26 protein-coding genes and 1 pseudogene are annotated in these 24,214 nt (G+C 71.0%); 12 read left to right on the plus strand and 15 right to left on the minus strand.

The window, feature by feature from the left end:
- The 4 genes and pseudogenes from P1P70_RS16630 to P1P70_RS16645 all read right to left on the minus strand — a co-directional run.
- Positions 1-423: pseudogene (locus P1P70_RS16630) on the minus strand (electron transfer flavoprotein subunit alpha/FixB family protein); the annotation flags it as partial.
- 55 nt (positions 424-478) lie between these two features.
- Positions 479-1,264: an electron transfer flavoprotein subunit beta/FixA family protein gene (locus P1P70_RS16635; RefSeq protein WP_319237964.1), complete on the minus strand. Its 786-nt coding sequence runs from the start codon at positions 1,262-1,264 to the stop codon at positions 479-481.
- Between the two features lie 204 nt (positions 1,265-1,468).
- Positions 1,469-1,978, minus strand: coding sequence for a flavin reductase family protein (locus P1P70_RS16640; RefSeq protein ID WP_319237966.1), 510 nt, complete (start codon positions 1,976-1,978; stop codon positions 1,469-1,471).
- A 190-nt stretch (positions 1,979-2,168) separates the two neighbouring features.
- Positions 2,169-2,582, minus strand: a complete 414-nt coding sequence (locus tag P1P70_RS16645) for a thioredoxin family protein (RefSeq protein WP_319237967.1) — start codon at positions 2,580-2,582, stop codon at positions 2,169-2,171.
- Between the two features lie 76 nt (positions 2,583-2,658).
- Between P1P70_RS16645 and P1P70_RS16650 the strand changes: the two genes are divergently transcribed.
- Positions 2,659-3,075 (plus strand): DUF4395 domain-containing protein, encoded by a 417-nt coding sequence (locus P1P70_RS16650; protein WP_319237969.1) that lies wholly within the window; start codon positions 2,659-2,661, stop codon positions 3,073-3,075.
- A gap of 186 nt (positions 3,076-3,261) precedes the next feature.
- Positions 3,262-3,990, plus strand: coding sequence for a lysophospholipid acyltransferase family protein (locus P1P70_RS16655; protein WP_319237971.1), 729 nt, complete (start codon positions 3,262-3,264; stop codon positions 3,988-3,990).
- Between the two features lie 7 nt (positions 3,991-3,997).
- Here the strand turns inward: P1P70_RS16655 and P1P70_RS16660 are convergent, their stop codons facing one another.
- The 4 genes from P1P70_RS16660 to P1P70_RS16675 all read right to left on the minus strand — a co-directional run bounded on the left by P1P70_RS16660 (position 3,998) and on the right by P1P70_RS16675 (position 7,954).
- Positions 3,998-4,591, minus strand: coding sequence for a transglutaminase domain-containing protein (locus P1P70_RS16660; protein WP_319237973.1), 594 nt, complete (start codon positions 4,589-4,591; stop codon positions 3,998-4,000).
- A gap of 98 nt (positions 4,592-4,689) precedes the next feature.
- The gene (locus tag P1P70_RS16665; RefSeq protein ID WP_230216820.1) at positions 4,690-5,760 is read right to left on the minus strand and encodes a threonine aldolase family protein; all 1,071 of its coding nucleotides are present in this window, start codon (positions 5,758-5,760) and stop codon (positions 4,690-4,692) included.
- Positions 5,757-6,509, minus strand: a complete 753-nt coding sequence (locus P1P70_RS16670) for an SDR family NAD(P)-dependent oxidoreductase (protein ID WP_316731013.1) — start codon at positions 6,507-6,509, stop codon at positions 5,757-5,759. Before P1P70_RS16670 ends, P1P70_RS16665 begins: the two co-directional genes overlap by 4 nt.
- 47 nt (positions 6,510-6,556) lie before the next feature.
- Positions 6,557-7,954, minus strand: coding sequence for a DUF6421 family protein (locus tag P1P70_RS16675; protein ID WP_319237980.1), 1,398 nt, complete (start codon positions 7,952-7,954; stop codon positions 6,557-6,559).
- A gap of 414 nt (positions 7,955-8,368) precedes the next feature.
- Here P1P70_RS16675 and P1P70_RS16680 point away from each other — a divergent pair, with 414 nt between their 5' ends.
- The gene (locus tag P1P70_RS16680) at positions 8,369-9,052 is read left to right on the plus strand and encodes a glycerophosphodiester phosphodiesterase (protein WP_319237982.1); all 684 of its coding nucleotides are present in this window, start codon (positions 8,369-8,371) and stop codon (positions 9,050-9,052) included.
- Positions 9,053-9,055: 3 nt separating this feature from the next.
- Here P1P70_RS16680 and P1P70_RS16685 read toward each other — a convergent pair whose 3' ends face one another.
- The gene (locus P1P70_RS16685) at positions 9,056-9,595 is read right to left on the minus strand and encodes a GNAT family N-acetyltransferase (protein WP_319237984.1); all 540 of its coding nucleotides are present in this window, start codon (positions 9,593-9,595) and stop codon (positions 9,056-9,058) included.
- An 88-nt stretch (positions 9,596-9,683) separates the two neighbouring features.
- On the opposite strand from P1P70_RS16685, the gene P1P70_RS16690 reads away from it, so the two are divergent.
- Together P1P70_RS16690 and P1P70_RS16695 are read left to right on the plus strand one after the other, a co-directional pair.
- Positions 9,684-10,076 carry a VOC family protein gene (locus tag P1P70_RS16690; protein ID WP_319237986.1) on the plus strand — a complete coding sequence of 131 codons (393 nt, stop codon included), beginning with the start codon at positions 9,684-9,686 and terminating at the stop codon, positions 10,074-10,076.
- Between the two features lie 93 nt (positions 10,077-10,169).
- Positions 10,170-10,934: a VOC family protein gene (locus P1P70_RS16695; protein WP_319237988.1), complete on the plus strand. Its 765-nt coding sequence runs from the start codon at positions 10,170-10,172 to the stop codon at positions 10,932-10,934.
- Positions 10,935-10,945: 11 nt separating this feature from the next.
- Here P1P70_RS16695 and P1P70_RS16700 read toward each other — a convergent pair whose 3' ends face one another.
- Positions 10,946-11,494, minus strand: coding sequence for a MarR family winged helix-turn-helix transcriptional regulator (locus P1P70_RS16700; RefSeq protein WP_319237991.1), 549 nt, complete (start codon positions 11,492-11,494; stop codon positions 10,946-10,948).
- A gap of 353 nt (positions 11,495-11,847) precedes the next feature.
- Between P1P70_RS16700 and P1P70_RS16705 the strand changes: the two genes are divergently transcribed.
- The 4 genes from P1P70_RS16705 to P1P70_RS16720 all read left to right on the plus strand — a co-directional run bounded on the left by P1P70_RS16705 (position 11,848) and on the right by P1P70_RS16720 (position 14,993).
- On the plus strand, positions 11,848-12,396 hold the full coding sequence (locus P1P70_RS16705; RefSeq protein ID WP_319237993.1) for a DUF5134 domain-containing protein: 549 nt from the start codon (positions 11,848-11,850) through the stop codon (positions 12,394-12,396).
- Between the two features lie 106 nt (positions 12,397-12,502).
- Positions 12,503-13,444, plus strand: a complete 942-nt coding sequence (locus tag P1P70_RS16710) for a M56 family metallopeptidase (protein ID WP_319237996.1) — start codon at positions 12,503-12,505, stop codon at positions 13,442-13,444.
- A gap of 134 nt (positions 13,445-13,578) precedes the next feature.
- Positions 13,579-14,262, plus strand: coding sequence for a phosphatase PAP2 family protein (locus tag P1P70_RS16715; RefSeq protein ID WP_319237999.1), 684 nt, complete (start codon positions 13,579-13,581; stop codon positions 14,260-14,262).
- A gap of 32 nt (positions 14,263-14,294) precedes the next feature.
- Positions 14,295-14,993 (plus strand): HAD-IA family hydrolase, encoded by a 699-nt coding sequence (locus P1P70_RS16720; RefSeq protein WP_319238001.1) that lies wholly within the window; start codon positions 14,295-14,297, stop codon positions 14,991-14,993.
- A gap of 315 nt (positions 14,994-15,308) precedes the next feature.
- Here P1P70_RS16720 and P1P70_RS16725 read toward each other — a convergent pair whose 3' ends face one another.
- Positions 15,309-16,820 (minus strand): hypothetical protein, encoded by a 1,512-nt coding sequence (locus P1P70_RS16725; protein WP_319238004.1) that lies wholly within the window; start codon positions 16,818-16,820, stop codon positions 15,309-15,311.
- 195 nt (positions 16,821-17,015) lie between these two features.
- Between P1P70_RS16725 and P1P70_RS16730 the strand changes: the two genes are divergently transcribed.
- Positions 17,016-17,681, plus strand: a complete 666-nt coding sequence (locus tag P1P70_RS16730; RefSeq protein ID WP_319238006.1) for a DUF305 domain-containing protein — start codon at positions 17,016-17,018, stop codon at positions 17,679-17,681.
- 34 nt (positions 17,682-17,715) lie between these two features.
- Here P1P70_RS16730 and P1P70_RS16735 read toward each other — a convergent pair whose 3' ends face one another.
- Both P1P70_RS16735 and P1P70_RS16740 read right to left on the minus strand, forming a co-directional pair.
- Positions 17,716-18,189: a DUF6214 family protein gene (locus P1P70_RS16735; protein ID WP_319238018.1), complete on the minus strand. Its 474-nt coding sequence runs from the start codon at positions 18,187-18,189 to the stop codon at positions 17,716-17,718.
- Positions 18,190-18,403: 214 nt separating this feature from the next.
- A complete protein-coding gene (locus P1P70_RS16740; RefSeq protein WP_319238009.1) occupies positions 18,404-18,757 on the minus strand; it encodes an ArsR/SmtB family transcription factor in 354 nt (117 codons plus the stop codon).
- Positions 18,758-18,901: 144 nt separating this feature from the next.
- Here P1P70_RS16740 and P1P70_RS16745 point away from each other — a divergent pair, with 144 nt between their 5' ends.
- A complete protein-coding gene (locus P1P70_RS16745; protein ID WP_319238021.1) occupies positions 18,902-19,981 on the plus strand; it encodes an NADH:flavin oxidoreductase/NADH oxidase in 1,080 nt (359 codons plus the stop codon).
- Between the two features lie 45 nt (positions 19,982-20,026).
- Here P1P70_RS16745 and P1P70_RS16750 read toward each other — a convergent pair whose 3' ends face one another.
- Positions 20,027-21,331 carry an SGNH/GDSL hydrolase family protein gene (locus tag P1P70_RS16750; RefSeq protein WP_319238023.1) on the minus strand — a complete coding sequence of 435 codons (1,305 nt, stop codon included), beginning with the start codon at positions 21,329-21,331 and terminating at the stop codon, positions 20,027-20,029.
- A 241-nt stretch (positions 21,332-21,572) separates the two neighbouring features.
- A complete protein-coding gene (locus P1P70_RS16755; protein WP_319238012.1) occupies positions 21,573-22,898 on the minus strand; it encodes a PHB depolymerase family esterase in 1,326 nt (441 codons plus the stop codon).
- Between the two features lie 374 nt (positions 22,899-23,272).
- On the opposite strand from P1P70_RS16755, the gene P1P70_RS16760 reads away from it, so the two are divergent.
- Positions 23,273-24,214, plus strand: a 942-nt coding sequence (locus P1P70_RS16760; RefSeq protein ID WP_319238015.1) for a polysaccharide lyase family 1 protein, incomplete at its 3' end; no start/stop codon positions are given.

Consider the following 24,214-nt stretch of genomic DNA (forward strand, 5'->3'; position numbering starts at 1 on the left):
ACGGGACTTGGTGGTGAAGGAGGCGGCGAACACCGACTGCGTCGCGACCGGGCCCTCGTCGCCGGCCTCGAGGTCGACGGCGTCGGTGATGATGCCGGAACCGATCCGCAGCGCGAGACGGGCGGCGATCTCCTTGCCCTCGGCGGAGGAGGGCACAAGGACGGCGGACGGGGAGACGGCGGCGACGGCGGCCTGGAGGGCGTCGACCTTCGGCACGACCAGGTAGTCGGCGTACTCGGCGGCGTCGTGGGTCAGGACCTTGACGGCGCCGTGCTCGGCGAGCGCGGCGGCGGTGTCACCGGCGCCGGCACCGAGGGCGACGGCGACGGGCTCACCGATGCGGCGGGCCAGCGTCAGCAGCTCCAGCGTGGGCTTGCGGACGGCACCGTCCACGTGGTCGACGTAGACGAGAACTTCAGCCATGGGATTGCTCTCCTGCGGATTGCGAAGGCGTACGGGGCGGTAAGAGAGGGGGCCTTTAGATGAACTTCTGGCCCGCGAGGAACTCGGCGAGCTGCTTGCCGCCCTCGCCCTCGTCCTTGACGATCGTGCCGGCGGTACGCGCCGGGCGCGCGGCCGCGGAGTCCACAGCCGTCCAGGCACCCTCCAGACCGACTTCCGCGGCCTCGATGTCCAGGTCGGAAAGGTCCCAGGACTGAACCGGCTTCTTCTTCGCCGCCATGATGCCCTTGAAGGAGGGGTAACGCGCCTCGCCCGACTGGTCGGTCACCGACACCACCGCCGGAAGCGACGCCTGAAGCTGCTCGCTCGCCGCGTCACCGTCACGACGGCCCGTGACGACGCCGTCCTCGACGGAGACCTCGGACAGCAGCGTCACCTGCGGCACACCCAGCCGCTCCGCCAGCAGCGCCGGGACGACACCCATCGTGCCGTCGGTGGAGGCCATACCGGAGATCACCAGGTCGTAGCCGGCCTTCTCGATCGCCTTCGCCAGCACCAGCGAGGTACCGATCGCGTCGGTGCCGTGCACATCGTCGTCCTCGACGTGGATCGCCTTGTCCGCACCCATCGACAACGCCTTGCGCAGCGCGTCCTTGGCATCCTCCGGACCCACCGTCAGCACGGTGATCTCGGCGTCGTCGGCCTCGTCGGCGATCTGCAGCGCCTGCTCGACGGCGTACTCGTCCAGCTCGGAGAGCAGACCGTCCACGTCGTCACGGTCGACGGTCAGGTCATCGGCGAAGTGCCGGTCGCCAGTGGCGTCGGGCACGTACTTCACAGTGACAACGATCCTCAAGCTCACGCCGGCTCTCCTACTGCATCGTCATTTCTGGGCTGCCTTCTTCCAGGCAGCATAGGCGCCTGAAGCGGCCGATCCCGATCGGGGCGACCTGCGCTCCGCTCGAAATATTACTCGCCAGTACGACGCCTACGTTCCCGCATTGCGTGCCCGCTAAGCAAGCGCTTTGAACTGTGAGTTAGGCAACCCTGCGTAATCGTGCGGGAATCAGTCTCGCAGACCGTTGAAGCGACCCTGGTGATACAGCAGCGGCCGGCCGGCGCCCGAGGGGTCACCCACGACCACCTCGGCGAGGACGACGCGGTGCTCGCCGGCCGGGACCCGCGCCACCACCCGGCAGACCAGCCAGGCGAGCACGTCGTCGAGGACGGGAACTCCCTCCGGGCCGCTACGCCATCCGGTGGGCGCCCCGAACCGGTCGGCGCCGCTGCGGGCGAAGGTGGCCGCCAGCTCCCGCTGGTGCTCCCCGAGTATGTGCACGCCGACGTGCTCGGCCTCGGAGATCACCGGCCAGCTGGAGGCGCCGGTGCCGATGCCGAACGAGAGCAGCGGGGGCTCGGCGGAGACCGAGCTGAGCGAGGTGGCGGTGAAGCCGACCGGGCCGTCGGCCCCCCTGGCCGTGATCACCGCCACACCGGCGGCATGGCGGCGGAAGACGGAGCGCAGGAGGTCGGGGGAGGCGAGCTGGGGCGAACGAAGGCCGGGGATGGCCGTCATGGAGTTGTCCTTCTGCCGGGGTCGACGGGCTCGTGCGTGGCTGCTCACGGACCCGGACAGCGCGCACCGGCCGTGGGGGTTGGGAACGCCCAGGGCAGGTCGTCGCGCGCGAGGAGAAGGAGTTCTCGGGACATACGGTCAGGCTGACGATGGGTGACGCGTACAGTCAAGTGCGTTCCGGAATGCGGCTTCACACGGCCTCCCCCAGCGCGGCGATCACATCCGCCTTGCGCGGCTGACCGGTCGCCCTGCGCACGATCCGGCCGTCGGCGTCGAGCACGAGCACGGTCGGCGTCTTGAGGATGTCGAGCCGGCGCACGAGGTCGAGGTGTTCCTCGGCGTCGATCTCCACATGGGCGACGCCCGGAACCATTCCGGCCACGTCGGCGAGCACCCTGCGGGTCGCCCGGCAGGGGGCGCAGAAAGCGCTGGAGAACTGCACCAGCGTGGCCCGTTCGCCGAGCCTCTCCCTCAACTCCGCCGCGCCGACGCGCTTGTCGCCGTCCCGCCCGCGCACCCTGACTCTCCCGCTCCGCCGCCGATGCAGCACTCCGTAGGCGCTCGCCGCCGCGAGCACCAGCCCACACACCACAAGTCCGGTCACAGCGTGCTTCAGCGTTCACGAGACCGCAAAAGATTCCCCCCTCCCCACGGAGGTTGGCTTGCGGAATGCTTGACGCATGGACATCGATGTGAGGGGCCCGCGCTTCGGGGCGGCCGTGACGACCGTGGTGCTGGCGGTCGCGCTGATCACCGGCAGCGCCTGGCTGCTGGCCTGGCAGACGTTCGCGTTCGCGCTGGGCGCGGCGGGCGGGGTGGGACGGTCGCCGTACGGCTGGGTGTTCCGCACGCTCGTCCGGCCGCGCCTCGGACCGCCGACGGAGTTCGAGCCGCCGGAGCCGCCGCGGTTCGCGCAGGCTGTCGGGTTTGTCTTCGCACTGGTGGGCCTGGTCGGGTTCGCGGTGGGGCCCGTGTGGCTGGGCCTCGTGGCGACCGGCGCCGCGCTCGCCGCGGCCTTCCTGAACGCGGTGTTCGGGTACTGCCTGGGATGCGAGATGTACGTGCTGGTCCGGCGGGTGACCGTACGGGCCCGGTGACCGCCGGGTGAACGTCCGGGGGTCGATCGTGCGTCCGACGTGACGAGAATCTCGCCCCTGGCCGGCACCAAGACTGGCTACTCGTGCGTTCTTGGGGCACGATCTGCGAGATGCCGTAAACCTACGGCTGCGTAACTTCCCGCCGGGAGACCCATTCCCAGGCAGAGAGAAGGGTCCACTCCGCCCATGGCAGAGCTTGTCTACCGCCCCGCGATCGGTCTCGCCCAAACCCTGTTCAAGGTCTGGGACCTGAAGATCGACCTCAAGGGGACGGAGAACATTCCGCGCTCGGGCGGCGCGGTGCTGGTGAGCAATCACATCGGCTACCTGGACTTCATCTTCGACGGCCTGGCGGCACTGCCGCAGAAGCGCCTGGTGCGTTTCATGGCCAAGGAGTCGGTGTTCCGGCACAAGGTCTCCGGTCCGCTGATGCGCAACATGCGGCACATCCCGGTGGACCGCAAGCAGGGTGAGGCCGCCTACGAGCACGCGCTGGACTCGCTGCGTTCCGGCGAGATCATCGGCGTCTTCCCCGAGGCCACCATCTCGCAGTCGTTCACGCTGAAGAGCTTCAAGTCGGGTGCCGCGCGGCTGGCCCAGGAGGCGGGCGTCCCGCTGATCCCGATGGCCGTGTGGGGTACGCAGCGGCTGTGGACCAAGGGCCACCCGCGCAACTTCAAGCGCAGCCACATCCCGATCACCATCCGGGTCGGCGAGGCGATCGAGGCTTCCAAGGACAAGTACGCGGGCGCCATCACCCGCCAACTCCGCGAGCGGGTGCAGGAGTTGCTGGAGGCGGCGCAGCGCGCCTACCCGGTCCGCCCCAAGGGCCCGGACGACACCTGGTGGATGCCGGCCCACCTCGGCGGCACGGCCCCGACCCCGGAACAGGTCCGCGAGGCCGAGGCCCGCTGACCCGGCCCTACAGCGCCACGGGGAGCGTCCTCCACAGGTGCGGCCTGTCCCGGGCCGCCCGGAGGGCGCCGAGCACGGCCGGGTGCGGTGCGGCATGGAGGGTCGGGTAGTCCACCTCGTCCAGGGCCGGGTCGGGCACCCAGGCCAGCCGCTCCCCGGTCAGCGAGAAGCGGGCGTCCACACCCGGTTTGTTCCCGCGGGGGTCCTGGCGGTGCCAGGCGCCGTTGAAGCGCACGGCGACCAGACCGTGGACGACGTGTCCGTCCCCGTCGTCGTGCGCCAGCCGCTGGTAGCAGAGCGCGGTCGGGATGTCCTCGGCGCGCAGCAGCGCGGCCAGGGCGTGGGCCTTGGCGTAGCAGATCCCGGTGCCCAGTTCGAGCACGTCGGACGCGCGCCAGGTGACGCGCGGATCACCTACGTCCTGGGAGTGCGGAACGCCGTCACGGACGTACTCGAACGCGACGCGCGCATAGTCATACGAGTCCGTCGCCTGCTTGGCCAACTGCGCGGCTGTCTGCCGCACCCGTGGATGGTGATGGTCTATGACCTCGTCGGCAGCCAAATATGCGGAAAGGTCGGGGTTCTGCTGGATCAGCTCCATGCCCGCAGAGCATAGAAAAACGATCACCCGCGAGTCAATGACTTTTCGGGTGACCGTATATCTATGCAGTCCTTCCTGTGGGACGTCTCCTGCGGACGTCAGCGCGCCATCTCCTCCTTCAGCGCCGCCACGAACCCGTCCACGTCCTCCTCCGTCGTGTCGTAGGAACACATCCAGCGGACGTCACCGGCCGCCTCGTCCCAGAAGTAGAAGCGGTGGCGCTTCTGCAGGCGTTCGCTCACGTCGTGCGGAAGGCGGGCGAAAACGGCGTTGGCCTGTACCGGGTACAGGATCTCGACGCCGTGGACCGCGCGGACGCCCTCGGCGAGCCGTTGCGCCATCTCGTTGGAGTGCCGGGCGTTGCGCAGCCACAGGTCCTTCGCCAGCAGGGCCTCCAACTGCACCGACACGAAACGCATCTTGGAGGCGAGCTGCATGGACAGCTTGCGCAGGTGCTTCATCCGGCGCACGGCGTCCTGGTTGATCACGACGACCGCCTCGCCGAACATCGCGCCGTTCTTGGTGCCGCCCAGGGAGAGCAGGTCGACGCCGACCGCGTTGGTGAACGTCCGCATCGGCACGTCCAGGGAGGCGGCGGCGTTGGCTATCCGTGAGCCGTCCAGGTGCACCTTCATGCCGTGCGCGTGGGCGTGGTCGCAGATCGCGCGGATCTCCTCGGGCGTGTAGAGGGTGCCGAGTTCGGTGCTCTGGGTGATCGAGACGACCTGCGGCATGGCGCGGTGCTCGTCGTCCCAGCCGTACGCCTGCCGGTCGATCAGCTCGGGGGTGAGCTTGCCGTCGGGCGTGGGCACGGTGAGCAGCTTCAGTCCGCCGACCCGCTCGGGCGCCCCGCACTCGTCGACGTGGATGTGGGCGCTCTCGGCGCAGATCACCGCGCCCCAGCGGTCGGTGACGGCCTGGAGCGCGACGACGTTGGCGCCGGTGCCGTTGAAGACGGGGAACGCCTCGGCGGTGGCGCCGAAGTGACTGCGCACGATCCGCTGGAGGTTCTCGGTGTAGTCGTCCTCGCCGTAGGAGACCTGGTGCCCGCCGTTGGCCAGGGCCAGGGCGGCGAGCACCTCGGGGTGGACCCCCGCGTAGTTGTCGCTGGCGAAGCCGCGGACCTCCGGGTCGTGATGGCGTCGGGCGTCGGTCTTCGGAGGGTTCACGGCTTGTCGGTCAGCCACAGACGGTTTCCGTTCACTTCGGCGGCGGGCTTGTCCCAGACCCCGGCGATGGCCTCGGCCAGCTCCTTGACGTCGGTGAAGCCCGCGAACTTCGCGTTGGGGCGGTCGGCGCGCATCGCGTCGTGCACCAATGCCTTCACCACCAGGATGGCAGCCGCGGAGGTCGGCCCGTCCGGGCCGCCCGCCTTGCGGAAGTAGTCGGCCGTGGCGAGCGTCCACGCCTCGGCGGCGGCCTTGGCGGCGGCGTACGCCGCGTTGCCGGCGGTGGGCTTGCTGGCGCCGGCCGCGCTGATCAGGACGTACCGGCCGCGCTCGCTGCGCTGCAGGGCCTCGTGGAAGGCGAGGGAGGTGTGCTGCACGGTGCGGATCAGCAGCATCTCCAGGAAGTCCCAGTCGTCGAGGCTGGTCCGGGTGAAGGTCTCGCTGCCGCGCCAGCCGCCCACGAGGTGGACGAGGCCGTCGACCCGGCCGAAGTCCTTCTCGATGCGGGTGGCCCAGTCCCGGGTCGACTGCAGGTCGAGGAGGTCGACCGTGTCGCCGACGACGGTGGCGCCGCCGTGCGCGTAGCGGGCCGCGTCCACGGCCTCGGAGAGCCGCTCGGGGTCGTTGTCGGAGCCGACGACGATCGCCCCCGCGTCGGCCAGCCGCAGCAGGGCCGCCCGGCCGGCGGGTCCGCCCGCGCCCGCCACCGCGATCACCGCGCCGCTCAGTGCACCGTTGCCGTTCTGCATGGTCTTCGCCTCCTGGGCAGCGACTGTGACGTCTGCGAGCCGGGCGGTCACGCGGCGACCCGCTCGGTGTCCGCCGCGGTGATGCCCTTGGTGGAGGCGATCACGGTCTTCAGCTTCTTGGCGAGCGCCTCATAGAACATGCTGAGCGGAAACTCGTCCGGAAGCACGTCGTCGACGAGTTTCCGCGGCGGCTGCGTCAGATCCAGGGCGTCGGGGCCCTTGGCCCAGCGGGAGCCGGGGTGCGGGGCGAGGTAGGTGGAGACCAGCTCGTACCCGGCGAACCAGTGGACGAGCTTCGGGCGGTCGATGCCGTCGCGGTAGAGCTGCTCGATGTCGGCGCAGAGCTGGTTGGTGACCTGCGGGGCGCGCTGCCAGTCGATGTGCAGCTTGTTGTCGGTCCAGCGGACGACGTCGTGCCTGTGCAGGTAGGCGAAGAGGAGCTGGCCGCCGAGGCCGTCGTAGTTGCGGACCCGCTCGCCGGTGACCGGGAAGCGGAACATGCGGTCGAAGAGGACCGCGTACTGCACGTCACGGGCCTGCGGGACGCCGTCGGCCTCCAGTTTCACGGCCTCCTTGAAGGCGGTGAGGTCGCAGCGCAGTTCCTCCAGGCCGTACATCCAGAACGGCTGGCGCTGCTTGATCATGAAGGGGTCGAAGGGCAGGTCGCCGTGGCTGTGGGTGCGGTCGTGGACCATGTCCCACAGGACGAAGGCCTCCTCGCAGCGCTTCTGGTCATGGACCATCGCCGCGACGTCCTCGGGCAGTTCGAGGCCCAGGATGTCGACGGCGGCGTCGGTGACCCGGCGGAAGCGGGCGGCCTCGCGGTCGCAGAAGATGCCGCCCCAGGAGAAGCGGGCCGGGGCCTCGCGCACGGCGATGGTCTCCGGGAAGAGGACGGCCGAGTTGGTGTCGTAGCCGGCGGTGAAGTCCTCGAAGGTGATGCCGCAGAACAGCGGGTTGTCGTAGCGGGTGCGCTCCAGCTCCGCCAGCCACTCCGGCCAGACCATGCGCAGCACGACCGCTTCGAGGTTGCGGTCGGGGTTGCCGTTCTGCGTGTACATCGGGAACACGACGAGGTGCTGGAGGCCGTCCGCGCGGTCGGCCGCGGGCTGGAAGGCGAGCAGCGAGTCGAGGAAGTCGGGCACCTCGAAGCCCCCGCCGGCCCAGCGCCGCAGATCCTCGACGAGGGCCCGGTGGTAGGCGGCGTCGTGCGGCAGCAGCGGGGACAGCGCCTCGACGGCCCCGACGACGTCCCGCACGGCCCGCTCGGCCGCTTCCCGGTCGGGGGCCCGCTCGGCGTCGAAGTCGATGGAGCCGTCCTTGGACTGCCATGGCCGGATCCGCTCCACGGCATCCTTGAGCACGGGCCAGGCCGGGTGCTCCACCACCCTACCGACCGAAGGAACAACGCCCTCCGCACCCGTCTGCACAAGAATTTCCGTCATGACCCATCCTTCACGGGAGAACCTTTCGTAGGGACACCGTACGTAGCGAGGGTTCCTCACCGCAAGACCGATCTTGAGCGGTCCAGCCGGAAATCTTCCCGCCACCCCCTGCACCTAACCGCTGAATCTCCTGCCACACGCGTCATAGGTCACACTTCGTGCGTCACACTCCCCGCGTGAAGGGCACCCGGGGTCAACGTGCGCCGGACTCGCCCACTCAGGGATGACCTGATCGGTGCGGGCCAGGTGCGGAAACGGTCCTGTTCCCCGATGTGACACGGGGTGACACGACCCGAAAGGGCCCGTGCACATGCGGATGCATCGCACGGCGGGAGGACTACGCTGCGCCCAGCCGCGTGCCGCCCCTCCCCCGGCCGCGCGGTCCGAGCCGCCGTCGACGGAAGCGAGTCCACCTTGAACTTCCTCACCATCGGTCACCGCGGAGTCATGGGTGTCGAACCCGAGAACACCCTCCGTTCCTTCGTGGCCGCCGATCGCGCGGGCCTCGACGTCATCGAACTCGATCTGCATCTGAGCAAGGACGGCGCGCTCGTCGTCATGCACGACGCGGATGTGGACCGGACGACGGACGGCACGGGCCCGATCGCCGACAAGACCCTCGCCGAGCTGCGCGCCCTGGACGCGGGCCGCGGTGAGCGCGTGCCCACGTTCGAGGAGGTCCTGGACGCGGTGCGGGCGCCGCTCCAGGCCGAGATCAAGGACACGGCGGCGGCCCGCGCCCTCGCCGAGGTCATTCACCGTCGCGACCTGGTGGGACGGGTCGAGGTGCTGTCCTTCCACGACGAGGCGGTCGCCGAGATCGCCCGTCTCGTGCCGGGCGTGCGCACCGCGCTGGTCGCCAGCCGTTACGGCACCGACGTCGTGGACCGGGCGGTGGCGGTGGGCGCCGCCACGCTGGTGCTGAACATCCGGCGGCTGACGCTGGAGGTGGTGGAGAAGGCCCGCAAGGCGAACTTGCGGATCATCGGGTGGGTGGTCAACACCCAGGACCATCTGCGCCTGGTCCGCGCACTCCAGCTGGACGGCGCGACGACCGACTACCCGGACATCAAACGCACGGGCCGTTTCACGGCCTGACCCCTACAGCAGCTCCTTGACCAGGAGCTCGAACCGCAGGTCGTCGCGGAGCGGGATGCCGAAGCGCTCGTCGCCGTACGGGAACGGGGTCGTCCGTCCCGTACGGCGGTAGCCCCGCCGCTCGTACCAGGCGATGAGGTCGTCCCGTACGGAGATCACGGTCATGTGCATCTCCCGCACCCCCCAGGTCTCGCGCGCGATCCGCTCGGCCTCGGCGATGATCACCTTGCCGAGGCCGCCGCCCTGGAGGGCCGGGCTCACCGTGAACATCCCGAAGTAGGCGTGTGCGCCGCGGTTCTCGAGCTGGCAGCAGGCGACGGCCGTGCCCTCCCGCTCGACGGTGAGCAACCGGCTGTCCGGCGCCTCGATGACCGCCAGCACGCCCTCGGGGTCGGTCCGCTGCCCTTCGAGGATGTCCGCCTCCGTGGTCCACCCGGCCCGGCTGGACTCGCCCCGGTAGGCCGACTCGATCAGCGCGACGAGGACGTCCACGTCGGCGTCGGTGGCGTCACGGAAGGTCAGGTCGGTGGCGGTGGCGTCCACGGGCTGCTCCTGGTAGATCTCCGCAGGGCTCGAACACCGAAGAGGGTATCGACAGCCCGCCCCCGGCCGAGCACCTACCCTCGTCCACATGATCCACGTGCTGAGCAGCCGCACCCTCCTGCGCCCGGCCGACCCCGAACGCTCCCGCGTCTTCTACGGCGAGCAGCTCGGGCTCCCCGTGTACCGGGAGTTCGGTACGGGCGAGCACCGGGGCGTCGTGTACTTCCTCGGCGGCGGTTTCCTGGAGGTCGCGGGCCGCTCCCAGACGCCACCGTCGCCCGCGCTGAAGCTGTGGCTGCAGGTCGCGGACGTGACGGCGGCGCACGCGGAGCTGCTGGCGGCCGGGGTGGAGGTACGGCGACCGCCGGTGAGGGAACCCTGGGGGCTGATCGAGATGTGGATCGCCGACCCGGACGGGACGGAGATCGTGCTGGTGGAGATCCCCGCGGACCACCCGCTGCGCTACCGTCCCGGGATCTGAGAGGGCACACCCCGGTGGCCCGGGCCCGGGCGCGGGCATAGCGTGCTGGAGGGGGACGCGCGTATCGCGCCCGATTCCCTTCCGGAGGACGCCATGGAGCTCGAGGAGCCGGTGACCGGTGGGCCCTGCTGGACCGAGCTGGGGACCAGCGACCTGGAGGCGGCCGAGCGGTTCTACACCGAGCTGTTCGGCTGGCGCCTCGAGACCGATCCGCGCCAGGAGGCCGGCGGCTACACCGTGGCCCACCTCGGGGACGCGGCGGTGGCCGCCCTCGCGCCGCTGTACCAGGAGTCGCAGCCGGTGGCCTGGAACGTGTCGTTCGCGGTGCGCGACGCGGAGTCGGCGGTGGCGGCGGTACGGGCGGCCGGCGGGACCGTCGTGCTGGAACCCACGGACGTCTTCGACATCGGGCGGTTCGCCGTGGTGTTCGACCCTGGCGGCGCGGCCTTCCAGCTCTGGCAGGCGCGGGCCTTCCCCGGCGCCGGGCTGTTCAACGCGCCCGGCGCACTCGGCTGGGTCGAGCTGCTGACCCGTGCGCCGGAGCGCGCGAAGTCCTTCTACACGGCGGTGTTCGGCTGGGGCGTGCGCACCGGCGGGCACTACACCTGGTGGGACGTCGACGACGCCGACTTCGGCGGCATGATCACGATGGACGACAAGTTCCCGCCCGAGGTGCCCTCGCACTGGCTGCCGTACTTCGCCGTGGAGGACGTCGACGACACGGCCCGCATCGCCACCGGGGCGGGCGGCAGCCTCCTCATGGAGCCCACCACGGTGCCGGAGGGCCCGCGGATCGCGGTGCTGCGGGATCCCCGAGGGGCCGTGTTCGGAGTACGCCAGGTGGACACCGAGGGGTGAACCGCGCCGTCTCAGGCCCGCGGCAGCCCGAGACGGCCCTCCAGTTGGATCAACAACTCGCCCAACAGCACGGCGAGTTCGCGGCGGTCGCCCGTGTCCACCCCGGAGAGCACGCCTTCCTCGTACGCCAGTTGCTCCGGCATGACGCTGTCCACGAGATCGCGGCCGGTGTCGGTGAGACGGACATGGGCGACGCGCCGGTCACGGGAGTCGCCCCGCCGCTCGACGAGACCGCGCTCGGTGAGCAGCTTGAGGCGCTTGGTGACGGCGGCGCCGGAGGCGAAGGTCTCGCGGGCGATCTCGCTGGGCGTCAGCTCGTGGCCCGTGCGACGCAGGGTGCCGAGGACGTCGAACTCGGGGCGGGTGAGCCCGGCGTGGCGCAGCGGCGCGTCCTCGGCCTGCTGGAGGAGGGCGGCACAGCGGTTGACGCGGCCGATGATCTCCATCGGGGCGGTGTCGAGACCGGGGCGCACCGTCTGCCACTGGCGCACCACCTTGGCGACCGTGTCCCCGAGAGCCGCGCCGCTCCCCGCCCCCTCCCGCCCGTTGCCTGCCGTCATGCCCGTGCGCCCTCCGCTTCCCGGAACCCGTGCTGTCGTACCGTCGCCGCGAGCGTACGGTGTCCGGCCCGCTGGACGTGTGTCACCCGCTCCGACGGAAGGGCGCGTTGCCACCATTCGCCGTTCGCCGTGTCGGAGACGGCGCACAGTTCGACGCACAGGTCGACGAGGGCCACGGCCACGACGGCGTGGGCGTGGGCGTGGGCGGCGCCTGTCTGCCATGGCGCACTCCCGCGCGCTCCCCCGCGTACACCCTTGCGCTCGTATGCGCGCCATCGGGCCCGGGCATGCCCTGACCGACTGTCCGACCTCACTCTCAGCACGACCGACGTCGTCGAACGGGGAGGTACGCGGTGCACGGACCGGTTTCGGCCGGCTGGCTGCTGGTCGCGCTGTGCGCGGTGACCGGGGGGTACTGCCTGCTGCGGATGCGCAGCGCCGTGGCGGAGCAGCGGCGTGCCGCCGGCGGCGAGGCGCTGATGGGGTTCGGCATGGCGGCGATGGCCGTGCCCGCCGCGGCCGTGACTCCGCCGCGCTGGGCGTGGCTCTTCTACGCGCTCGTCTTCGGCACGGCCGCGGTGCGCGCGCTGTGGGCGGCTCGCGCGAGCGCGCACCATCTGCACCACCTGGTGGGCGCGCTGGCGATGGTCTACATGGCCGCCGTGATGGCCGCCGCGCCGGGCGGTGGCCACGGCACGGGGCTGCCCCTGGTGACGGGGGCACTGCTGGGGTACTTCGCCGGGTACGTGGTGTGGGCGGGGCTCCGGCTCGTGCCCGTGCCGGCCACCCCGGGGGCGCCGGTTCGGGCCGGGGCGACCGGCTGGGGCGACCGGCCGGAGCTGGCGCGGGCCTGCCGGCTGTCCATGGGCATCGGGATGTTCGCCATGCTGCTGACGGTCTGAACCACCGCGAGCCGAACCGCCGCGAGACGGTGGGCGGTCGTGGTCTGCGTCACTTCGGCGGCTCGGCCCGTGTCGCCGTGCACCGGCGTGCTCATAGGCTGCGCTCATGATGGTCCCCGCGGCGTTGTTGCTGCTCGGCGCCCTGACCGCCGTCGTCGCCCCGCGACTGCTGGCACGCGCCGACTGGCCGGACCGTGAACCGGTGGTCGCCCTGTGGGTGTGGCAGTGCGTGGTGGCGGCCGTCCTGCTGTGCTGTGCGCTGTCGATGGCGCTGAGCGCGGCGGCGGCCTGGACGGTGGTGCGCGGTCGGGTGTTCGCGCCGGCGCCGCAGGGGGTCGTGGAGGCGTACGCGCTGGACAGCGGGGGCTCCTGGGCCGTGGCCACGGCCGTGGCGCTCGCGTGCGGCGGGCTGTGGACCGGCACGATGCTGGTCCGCGAGGTCCTGCGGGACCGGCGGCAGCGTCGACGCCGCCACGCCGAACTCCGGCTGCGTGCCCCGCTGTTGCCCGGCGAGGAGCCGGACGGTGACCGGCTGGTCGTGGTCGAGGGTGAGCGGCCGGACGCCTGGTGGCTGCCCGGACCCACGCCCCGACTGGTCATCACCACGGCCGCGTTGCGTCGGCTGGAGGGGCCGCAGGTGGACGCGGTGGTCGCCCATGAGCAGGGGCACGCGCGGGCGCGGCACCACTGGCTGCTGCACTGTTCGGCGGCGCTCGCGGGCGGGTTCCCCCGGGTTCCGGTGTTCGCCGCGTTCCGCGACGAGATGCACCGGCTGGTCGAACTCGCCGCCGACGACACGGCCTCCCGTCGCCACGGCCGCCTCACCATCGCCCTCGCGCTCGTCGGCCTCAACGAGGACCGGGGGGTGTTCGGACCCTGTCCGACCCCCGAGGACCATGTGCCGCAACGGGTCGACCGGTTGCTCGCGCCCCCGGAACGGCTCACCCCGGTGCACCGGCTGCGGCTGACCGCGTCCGCCGCCCTGGTTCCGGTCGTCCCGGTGTTGGTGGCATTCGTCCCGGCATTGCGGGCACTCGGTAGGTCGTGATTCGGCAAAGAAGGGATCAAGACCGGCCCAAGGACAACGTGCGGCGCGACGGCTTTGCTCCGGTCGCGGCGCGTGACAGTGATCTCACGCCTCGGCATTGGCCCGAGACCCCGGGAGTCGGCCAGGATCGCTGTATGCACACCCCCACCGTCGACTCGCCGCCCCACCGGCCGTCGACCCACCGCACCGTCCGCACCACCGCCGCGTTCGCGGCGTCCTCCGTCCTGTTGCTCGTCCTGGTCGCCGTCTCGTGGGCGCCGCTCATGTCGTTGGACGAGAACATCGCGAACACCACGCACAGATGGGCCGTCGGCGAACCGGGCGTCACGCACGCGTTCCGCATCCTGACGGACTGGGTCTGGGACCCGGTGACGATGCGTCTGCTCGCGCTGGCCGCCGCGATCTGGCTGGTGTGGCGCCACCGGGAATGGTGGCTCGCCCTCTGGCTGGCGGTCACCTGCGCGGCGGGCACGGCACTGCAACAGGGTTTGAAGGCGGCCGTCGGCCGGGAACGGCCCGCATGGCCCGACCCCGTCGACTCCGCCCACTACGCCGCGTACCCCTCGGGCCACGCCATGACGGCCACGGTCGTCCTCGGACTGCTGGTGTGGCTGCTGCACCGGTACGGCGCCGGTCGCGCCGTCGTGCGCACGGCCGTGGCCGTGACCGCAGTCTCCGTCGTGGGTGTCGGGCTGACCCGGATCTGGTTGGGCGTGCACTGGGCGTCGGACGTGCTGGCCGGCTGGCTGCTGGGCGGTCTGACGATCGCGCTGGCGGTGCTCGCGTACGAGAAGTGGGGAGCGCCGAGGCGTACTTGACCGGGTGCGCGCGGCCACGAAGGATCGACGGCATGACGGTCAAGGCAGTGCTGTTCGACTTCTCCGGGACGCTCTTCCGCGTGGAGTCCACCGAGTCCTGGCTCCGAGCGGCCCTCACCGCTTCCTCTCTCACCCTGCCCGAGGCGGAGTTGGTCCGGGCGGCCGAGGCGCTGGAGCGCGCGGGCGCCCTGCCGGGCGGTGCCGCCCCGGCGGAGGCGCCGATCGGCGACCTGGCCGGACCGTGGGCGCTGCGGGACCGGAGCGCCGAGGAGCACCGGGCCGCCTTCACCGGCCTCTCCCGTCGTGTGCCGCTCCCGGCCCCGGCGCTCCACGACGCGCTGTACGACCGCCATATGACACCGTCGGCGTGGAGCCCCTACCCGGACGCCGCCGACGTGCTCGCGGCCCTGCGGCACCGCGGGGTGGCCGTCGGTGTGGTGAGCAACATCGGCTGGGACCTGCGGCCGGTGTTCCGGGCTCACGGCCTCGACGCGTATGTCGACGCGTACGTGCTGTCGTACGAGCACGGCGTGCAGAAGCCGGACCCGCGGCTGTTCGCGCTCGCCTGTACCGCGCTCGGTGTCGACGCGCGGGACACCCTGATGGTCGGCGACGACCGGCGGGCCGACGGCGGTGCGGCGGCCCTGGGGTGCGAGGTGCGCTTCGTGGACCATCTGCCCGTCGCACGGCGGCCGGACGGACTGCGGCCCGTACTGGATCTGCTGGACTGAGGTGCCGTCGGCCGCTTCGCCCCGAAGGGGCTGCGCGCCCGGGGCCCGTGCGCCGGGCGGCTGTTCGTCGCCGCCGGACGTCCGTCCCGGACCGTCCCCCGTGCGGCCCGGGACGAACAACGGCCGGGCGGGCACACACAGGGTCGCCGCCCGGAAGCGCTGAGTATAGTTCGCCGATCGTCGCCGGCGCGGGAGTAACAGGATGTCCTCGCCAGGCGCCCCGGTCAATGCGGACGCCGGGAACGCGGCGTCCCGCCGGTCACCGAAGGGACCGGCGGGACGGGTGACTTGACTATGTGGCGGTACCGCTACGGCTTACCAGTCGAAGTCGAAGTAGTCCGGCTGCGTCTGCACGTTGAGCTCACGCTGGTGGACCCACTTGGCCGGGTCCGTCCGCCGGTCGTTGATCTTCAGGACGTCAAAGCCCTTCACCATGTCGTTCGAGTAGATGTAGCCGTTGTAGTAGTACGCCGACCAGGAGCCGCCGCCCACCAGGGTGGTGGTGGAGATCGGACCGCGCTCGAAGTACGCGATCTCCTTGGGCTTCGTGGAGTCGGTGAAGTCCCAGACGGAGACACCGCCCTGGTACCACGCCTGGACCATGATGTCCTTGCCCTTGACCGGGATCAGCGAGCCGTTGTGGGCGACGCAGTTCTCGGTGTCGGCCTGGTGCCGGGGGATCTTGTAGTAGCTCTTGAAGACGAGCTTGCGCTTGTCGCCCTTGCCGACGATGTCGTAGATGCCGTCGGCCCCGCGGTCCGGCCCGATCGCCGCGTTGCAGGTGGCCGCGCCGCCGCCGCCCAGCTCGTCGGTGAAGACGACCTTGTTGGCCTTCTGGTTGAAGGTGGCCGAGTGCCAGAACGCGAAGTTCACGTTGTCCTGGACCTGGTCGATGACCTTCGGGTTCTCCGGGTCCTTGATGGAGAACAGGATGCCGTCGCCCATGCACGCGCCCGCCGCCAGGTCCTTCGACGGCAGCACCGTGATGTCGTGGCAGCCGGTGGTCTTGGAGACGCCGGGGTTCGTGGGCCCGCCCGGGTTGCCGCCGCCGTCGGGGCCCTCACCGGGGAACAGGACCGGGAAGCCCACCACGGCCGCCCTCTCCGGGGACTTGCGCGGCACCTTGATGATCGTGATGCCGTCGTGCGGCGGCTGGCAGTCGGGGAACGAGGCGTTCGGCGAGTACGAGGAGACGTAGACGTAGACGTTCCTGCGCTCGGGCACCAGGGTGTGGGTGTGCGAACCGCAGGCGGTCTCCACGGCGGCGACGTACTTCGGGTTCGCCTTGTCACTGATGTCGAAGATCTTGACGCCCTCCCACGACGACTTCTCGGTCGCGGGCTGCGTGGTGCTGTTGCAGGAGTTGTCGCTGCGCGAGGAGTCGGTGGACAGGAAGAGCAGGTTCCCGGAGACGGAGATGTCGTTCTGCGAGCCCGGGCAGAGGACCTGGGCGACCGTCTTCGGCGCCTTCGGGTTGCTGATGTCGAAGACACGGAAGCCGTCGTAGTTGCCGGCGTAGGCGTACCGGCCCTGGAAGGCGAGGTCCGAGTTGGTGCCCGGCAGCGCCTCCTTGGGGATGTTGGTCAGGTGCTGGATGTTGGCGGAGTGGACGATCTCGTCCTGGCCGGGGATGTCGCCGGCGGCTATCGCCTCGCGCGCCTCGGCGGCATCGCTCTTGGAGACCTTCTCCCGCACCGCGGGCGAGTCCCCCGGGTCGGGGGTCGCGGCCGCCGGTCCGGCAGTGAGTAACGCGGCCAGGAGGCCGGCCGCAGTCGCGGCGACCCCCAGACGTCTGCGCCGCGTCCGAAGGTTGTTCAACAGGGTCACTGTGTCCTCCCTTGTGGCCGTTCGCGGTTGAACGGTTTCGAGCACCATCGCAGTATCGTCTTCATCATGCACAGATCAACAGGCGGCAATGTACTTGTAACGAACAAATTTGATCACCCGAACGTGAAAGCGTGTTAGGAACGTTCGTCAACACTCACGAGGTGTACGCCCGTTGCTGTGTCCCAGGAGGTCACTGTGCTCGTTCGCCGCACATCCCGCGCGCCGCTGGTCACGGCCTCGCTGACGGTCGCTCTGCTGGTGCTCGCGGGCTGCGACTCGGGGACCGAGGCGGCCCCCGACGGCGGTTCGGACAAGTCGAGCGGGCCCGCGGTGATCGCGCCCGGAAAACCCGGTGAGACCGCTCAAACCCTCTCGCCGGAAGATGTCGAGAAGCAGCGGGCGGAGGACGACTCTCCGAATTCCGCGGACTTCGACTACGCCCGCATGATGATCCAGCACCACGCCCAGGCGCTGGAGATGACCGAACTCGCCCCCGACCACGCGAAGTCGGCCCAGGTGAAGCGGATCGCCGAGCGCATCTCGGCCGCCCAGAAGCCCGAGATCGAGGCCATGGAGGGTTGGCTGAAATCCAACGGCGGTGACGATAGGGACACTTCGCACGACCACGAGGAGATGCCCGGCATGGCGACCGGGGCCCAGCTGAAGGAACTCGGCACGCTCGACGGAGAGAGGTTCGACCAGTTGTTCCTGAAGCTGATGATCACCCATCACGAGGGGGCGATCACCATGGCCACGGACGTGAAGGCGCAGGGCAACAACATCCTGATCGAGGAGATGGCCGACGACGTGATCGCCCAGCAGACCACGGAGATCAGCCGGATGCGCGACCTGACGCGGTGACCGGCCGTCCTCCGCCGGGGCCCGGACCCCGGGCTCAGCGGCGGGCGTGACGGGGGCCGAGCAGGCCCTCGTCACGCGCCCCGGCGATCATCCGAAGCGCCTTGCGGCGGCTGTGCCCGGTCGCGCACATCACCGCGAGAACCGGGTCGTAGCCGCACCGCTGTGCGGCGAGATACTCCTCGACCACCAGCCGCCGCCCCTCGACTCCGCGCGGCCACGCGGGCCGGGCCCGCCGCCCGGGGCCGTACGGGGTCTGCGGCGGCTCCTCCTCGAGGTCCGGCACGGTGCCGCACGCCTCGAACAGCGGTCCCTCGATCCAGTCGGCGAGCTCCGCCAGGTCGTCCAGGGACAGCGGAGGCTGGGCGCGTACGTCCTCCAGCGAGAGCCGGCCCTCGCAGACCACGGCGAGGACCTCGACCCCGGCACCGTCGGGGAAGGAGAGCCGGGCGTTGAACCAGGCCGTGGCGCCGTCGTGCTCCTGCACTTCCCACGCGGGCCGCACGGACACCGCGCCGTCCTGCCAGTGGCGGTCGGAGAGATTGAGAAAGGATGCTTCCAGCACCCACGCAACGTAAACGCATGATCACATTCTCTGCGCACAGCCACGCACACCGGCCCGCGCGCGGCACCCCGACGGCGCAGCATCCCGCCCCCGTACCGCGTGGGCGCCGCCGGTGACAGGCGCCTCGGCGGTTACTGTCCGCCCGCTTCGTCAGGCGGGTTCAGTCGGCGCCGAGGCGAGCGGACTCCCGGGCGGCGGCGTCGACGAGGGTGTCGAGGAGCCCCGGGAAGAGGCCGTCCAGGTCGTCCCGGCGCAGACCGTTCATCTTGGCCGTGCCCCGGTAGACCTGCCGGATCACCCCACTCTCGCGCAGCACCCGGAAGTGGTGGGTGGTCGTGGACTTGGTGACCGGCAGGTCGAAGTAGGAGCACGAGAGCTCGTGCTCGTCGGCGGCGAGTTCGCGCACGATGCGCAGCCGCATGGGGTCGGAGAGCGCGTGCAGCACGGACTCCAGCCGGATCTCGTCCCGTGCCGGGTGCGGGAGGTCGCGGCTGCTGACGGCGGGCGAGGTCACGGCGGCTCCACTGCGTCGGGCCTTCGGGGAGAACTCATTGTACGAGACCTATCGTAGTTTGACATCCGCCGTACTACGATGCCTATCGTACTAGCCGTACACCGTCCGTTCCGTGACGGCATCCCCGTGACGATTGGAGTCGCCGTGAGCGCGCTCTTCGAGCCCTACCGCCTGCGTGAACTGACCATCCCGAACCGGGTGTGGATGCCCCCGATGTGCCAGTACTCGGCTGCGCCGGAGGGCCCCGGGGCGGGCGCCCCGAACGACTGGCACTTCGCGCACTACGCGGCGCGCGCCACCGGCGGCACGGGCCTGATCATCGTCGAGGCGACCGCCGTGTCCCCCGAGGGCCGGATCTCGCCGTACGACCTCGGCCTCTGGAACGACACGCAGGTCGAGGCCTTCCGCCGGATCACCGGGTTCCTGAAGGGGCAGGGCACGGTACCGGCCGTGCAGCTCGCGCACGCGGGACGCAAGGCCTCGACCGATCAGCCGTGGCGGGGCGGGGCGCCGGTCGGCGCGGACGCGCACGGCTGGCAGCCGGTCGCGCCCAGCGCGCTCGCCTTCGACGAACGCCACCCGGTACCCGACGAGTTGACGGCCGAACAGATCCAGGAAGTCGTCGGGCAGTTCGCTCAGGCCGCCCGACGCGCGCTGGCCGCCGGATTCGAGGTCGTCGAGATCCACGGCGCCCACGGCTATCTGATCAACGAGTTCCTCTCCCCGCACTCCAACCGTCGCACCGACTCCTACGGCGGCTCGTACGAGAACCGGATCCGTCTCGCCCTCGAAGTCGTCGACGCGGTACGGGAGGTGTGGCCGGCGGACAAGCCGCTGTTCTTCCGGGTCTCCGCCACCGAGTGGCTGGCGGAGGGCGGCTGGTCCGCCGACGACACGGTCCGCCTCGCCGCCGAGCTGAAGGCGCACGGCGTGGACCTGCTGGACGTCTCCTCGGGCGGCAACGTCTCCGGGGCCCACATCCCCGTCGGCCCCGGCTACCAGGTGCCCTTCGCCGCCCGGGTCAGGAACGAGAGCGCACTGCCCGTCGCGGCGGTCGGTCTGATCACGGAGGCCGAGCAGGCCGAGAAGATCCTCGCCAACGGCGAGGCCGACGCGGTCCTGCTCGGCCGGGAACTGCTCCGCAGCCCCTCCTGGGCACGGCGGGCGGCCCGGGAACTCGGGGGCGACGTGCGTGTCCCCGAGCAGTACCACCGCTCGGTCTAGGCGGAGTTCGGGCCGACTGTACGGGTGGGCCCGCGCCCGTACCGGTCAGCCGCGCCGCAGCAGCCGGGCCGGGACCGCTTCGGCCAGGATCCGGTAGCCCTCCGGGTTGAGGTGCAGCCAGTCGCCGTCGTGGAGGCCGGGAAGGAGACGGCCCGGGTCGGCGGGGTCGCGGACCGCGCGGTCGAAGTCGAGGACGGCGTCGAAGCGGCCGCTGGTGCGGATCCAGGTGTTGACGGTCCGCCGCGCGGCCTCGCGGTGTCCGGCGGTGTCGTCGTAGGGGGTGTTGCCGCCGAAGGGCAGCAGGGTCGCGCCGTACACGCGGATGCCCTGCGCGTGGGCGCGGACGACGATCTGCTCGTAGCCGGCGATGAGGTCGGCGGCGACACGCTGCTGGGCGGCGGGGGTGGCTTCGGCCGTACCGAGGTCGTTGACGCCCTCGAAGACGATGAGCTGTTCGACCGCGCTATGGGCCAGCACGTCGCGGTCCAGGCGGGCGAGGGCGTTGGGGCCGAGACCGTCGTCGAGGACGCGGTTGCCCCCGGCCGCCTGGTTCACCACGGCGATGTGCCGGGTGCCGGGCTGCCGCTGGAGCCGGTCGAAGAGCTGGTCCGGCCAGCGGTTGTTGCCGTTGGTGGTGGAGCCCCGGCCGTCGGTGAGCGAGTCGCCGAGGACGGCGACGGCGGTCGTGGCGGGCCGGGACAGCACCTCGACATCGCTGAGCAGGTACCAGTGGTTGGTCGGGGTCGCGCCGGGCAGGTCCGGGTCCTCGGTGTGGTCGCCGTGCAGCAGGTACGAGGTGGTGCGGGAGCCGGGGTGCGAGGTGAGGGCGAGGGAGGCCTGCCCCTCGGCGAGGTACGCCGTCACGGTGAGGTTGGTGCCGGGCTTCAGCGTGAAGTCCAGGGGGTCCGAGACCACTTGGGCGCCGACCGGCACGGTCGTGGACTTCCGCCCGCTGAAGGTCACCGACCGCGAGGTGCCGGGTTCGATGGCGCCGACCCCCGCCTGCCCGCCCAGCGGCAGGGCCACCCGTACGGCGGTCAGGGGCAGCGCGCTGCCGCCGAAGGCGTTGGAGAAGCGCAGCCGGACGCGGTCACCGCCGGTGGTGACGCGAACAGTCTGCCGCAGGGTGGTGTCGACCAGCACGGCCCGGTCCCCCGTGAACGGCGCCGGCGGCATGTTGCCCGGCTCGGTCAGCTGCGGCATCGCGGACCAGGTGTTCACCCAGTGCCGGGCGGCCGCCGCCGTGTCGCCGGTGCCGGTCCCGTCCGCCCGGTGCGGGCTCCTGACCACGGCGACCAAGGCGGACGAGGCCACGACGAGGGCCAGGGCGACAACACAGACGGCGAGCACGATGCCGAGCGGCGCCCTGCCGGACGGCCGGACGGGCTGGGGGCTGTCGATCGGGTGCACGTACGGTGCCTCTCTTCGGAAGGTGGGCGGAAGCGGGCGGAGACCGGGGCGACCGGGCGGGGTGGCGCGGAGGGCGCCGGCGCGCGGGACCGTACCGACTGCGGGGCCGGGGCGCCCTGCGCGCCGGGTCAGGACGGCTCGGGGCCGCGCCCCGGCCGAGCCGTCCCTACGTCCGCACGCGTCAACCCGTCGTGCACGCCGTTCCGTTGAGCGTGTACGCCGTGGGGGCCGCACTGTTGCCGGTGTGGGTGGCCTGGTAGCCGATGCTGACGCTCGCGCCGGGTGCGATCGCGGCGTTGTACGTGGCGTTGGTCGCGGTCACGGCGCCGCTCGCCGGACTGTACGTGGCGCCCCAGCCGTTGGTGACGGCCTGTCCGGAGGGCAGGGTGAAGCCCAGCCTCCAGCCGTTGACCGCCGTCGTACCGGTGTTGGTGACGGTCACCGAGGCGGTCAGCCCGGTGCTCCAGGCGTTGGTGGTGACGGCCACCTTGCACGGGCCCGCCGGAGGCTGGGGCGCGGGGCCGGAGCCGTTGAGGCCGAAGAACGTGAGGACGCGCTCTGCCATGCCCCAGGCGTAGAGGTTGTGGCCGGTGCCCTGGAGGCTGATGGCCTCGACGGGGGCACGGTCACCGGTGCCGCCGTAGCGGGTGCGGGTCCAGTCGGTCTGGGGCGAGTCGGTGGCGGCCGGTGTCTGGGCGACACCGTGCACATTGGTCCACTGCTTGATCTCCTCGCCGAAGTTGGGGTAGCGCAGCACGTCGTCCGTGGTGCCGTGCCACAGCTGCATCCGGGGCCGGGACCCGGTGTATCCGGGGTAGGCGCCGCGGACGAGGTCACCCCACGCCTGCGGGGTCCGAATGATCGTGCCGTTCGCGCAGTCGCTGTTCCACTCGGACCCGTTGGTGGTGGCGAAGCAGGCGAAGGGCACGCCCGCGAAGGCGGCGCCGGCCGCGAACACGTCGGGGTAGACGCCGAGGAGGACGTTGGTCATCATCGCGCCGGAGGAGATACCGGTGGCGAAGATCCGGTCGGTGTCGGCGTCGTAGGTGCGGACGGTCCAGTCGACCATGGACTTGATGCCCACCGGATCGCTGCCGCCGCCCCGGGTCAGGGCCTGCGGGGAGGCGACGTCGAAGCACTTGCTGCTGCGGGTGACGGACGGGTACACGACGACGAACCCGTATTTGTCGGCGAGTTGGGCGTACTCGGTGCCGTTGTACATCGCCGGCCCCGAGCCGGTGCAGTAGTGCACCGCGACGACGATCGCCGGGTTCGCGGTGACGCTGTCCGGGACGTACAGGTACATCTGCAGGTTGCTGGGGTTCGCACCGAAACCGGTGATCTCGGTGAGCGCCGCCCGGGGAGCGGCCGGGGCCTTGGTGTCCGCCGCGGCGGCCGCGGGCGCGGTGAGGAGCGTGGCCGCGAGCAACGCCACGAGCGCTCCCAGCAGCGCGACGAGCGCCGGACGCCGCGGTCCGCGCGGGCGGTCGTGGGGGGAGAGGGTCACGTCGTTGTGCCTTCCTGTGACGGGGGCGGGCGCGGGTGCGACGGTGAGGAGGGTGCCGGGGAAGGACGGCGGGAATGGGCATCGTGACATGGACATGGAAGGCATGGAAGCGCTCCCACATGTCGAAAGAATTCGCTCACGCCGGCCCGCCGGGGACATGGGCCCACTCGCCACGCGCGAGCGACCTTCCCCCACCAGGGCCGACCCAATGTCTTTTGCGCGAAGCGTTGACTAGAAAGCGCTTGCCCCCTACGTTCCGTTCAGCGATGTGAACCGACCGTGGAGTCGGGCTCCCCCACACGCCCACGGCGATCAGAGCAGTGAACTTCATTCACGTACATAGCCCGCCAGCTCTCCCGAAGGGACGCACCCGCATGCGCACCGTCCCCCCACGTACACAGGCGCAAAGATCAGCTCTGGTGGCGGCCGCGGCCGCCCTGATGACAGCGGCCACCCTCGCCGTGCCGCACTCGGCGGGCGCGGCGGAGACCTCGCCGATCGGGTACGGCGCCGGGACCACCGGCGGGGGCAACTCCTCCGCCGTCACGGTCTCCTCGCTCGCCGCCTTCCGGACCGCCGTCACCGGGAACGCGGCCAAGGTCGTCCGCGTGAACGGCCTGATCCCGCTCAGCGGTCAGGTCGACATCGGCTCCAACACGACGGTCCTGGGCGTGGGTTCGTCGTCCGGGTTCACCGGAGGCGGCCTGCGGATCAAGGAGCGGACCAATGTCGTCGTCCGCAACCTGAACATCAGCAAGCCGGTCGCGCCCGCCGACGGGATCACCGTCCAGGAGTCCACGAAGGTGTGGATCGACCACAACTCCTTCTCGGCGGACCGCACCCACGACAAGGACCACTACGACGGTCTGCTGGACATCAACCACGGTTCCGACAACGTGACGGTGTCCTGGAACACCTTCAAGGAGCACTTCAAGGGCTCACTCGTCGGCCACAGCGACAAGAACGCCTCCGAGGACACCGGGCACCTGAAGGTGACGTACCACCACAACCACTTCAGCAACGTGCACTCGCGCATCCCCAGCCTGCGCTTCGGCACCGGCCACTTCTACAACAACTACGTGGACGGCGCGGAGACCGCCTGCCACTCGCGCATGGGCGCCCAGATGCTCGTGGAGAACAACGTCTTCCGCAACACGGGAGTCGCGGTCACCACGAACCGCAGCAGTGACGTGGACGGCTACGCGAATCTGCGCGGCAACGACCTCGGTGGGGCCGCCACCGAGATCTCCCGGGTGGGGAGCTTCACCACCCCGCCCTACGGCTACACCCCCTTCCCCTTACAACAACCCCCCCCC

The sequence above is a fragment of the Streptomyces sp. MB09-02B genome, assembly GCF_033794485.1.
Classification (GTDB): domain Bacteria; phylum Actinomycetota; class Actinomycetes; order Streptomycetales; family Streptomycetaceae; genus Streptomyces.

Bases quoted from the DNA above. Each gene is read 5' to 3' on its own strand.
- P1P70_RS16640 (WP_319237966.1), bottom strand. From the start codon at position 1,978: ATGACGGCCATCCCCGGCCTTCGTTCGCCCCAGCTCGCCTCCCCCGAC.
- P1P70_RS16650 (WP_319237969.1), top strand. From the start codon at position 2,659: ATGGACATCGATGTGAGGGGCCCGCGCTTCGGGGCGGCCGTGACGACC.
- P1P70_RS16655 (WP_319237971.1), top strand. From the start codon at position 3,262: ATGGCAGAGCTTGTCTACCGCCCCGCGATCGGTCTCGCCCAAACCCTG.
- P1P70_RS16660 (WP_319237973.1), bottom strand. From the start codon at position 4,591: ATGGAGCTGATCCAGCAGAACCCCGACCTTTCCGCATATTTGGCTGCC.
- P1P70_RS16670 (WP_316731013.1), bottom strand. From the start codon at position 6,509: ATGCAGAACGGCAACGGTGCACTGAGCGGCGCGGTGATCGCGGTGGCG.
- P1P70_RS16675 (WP_319237980.1), bottom strand. From the start codon at position 7,954: ATGACGGAAATTCTTGTGCAGACGGGTGCGGAGGGCGTTGTTCCTTCG.
- P1P70_RS16690 (WP_319237986.1), top strand. From the start codon at position 9,684: ATGATCCACGTGCTGAGCAGCCGCACCCTCCTGCGCCCGGCCGACCCC.
- P1P70_RS16695 (WP_319237988.1), top strand. From the start codon at position 10,170: ATGGAGCTCGAGGAGCCGGTGACCGGTGGGCCCTGCTGGACCGAGCTG.
- P1P70_RS16700 (WP_319237991.1), bottom strand. From the start codon at position 11,494: ATGACGGCAGGCAACGGGCGGGAGGGGGCGGGGAGCGGCGCGGCTCTC.
- P1P70_RS16710 (WP_319237996.1), top strand. From the start codon at position 12,503: ATGATGGTCCCCGCGGCGTTGTTGCTGCTCGGCGCCCTGACCGCCGTC.
- P1P70_RS16715 (WP_319237999.1), top strand. From the start codon at position 13,579: ATGCACACCCCCACCGTCGACTCGCCGCCCCACCGGCCGTCGACCCAC.
- P1P70_RS16720 (WP_319238001.1), top strand. From the start codon at position 14,295: ATGACGGTCAAGGCAGTGCTGTTCGACTTCTCCGGGACGCTCTTCCGC.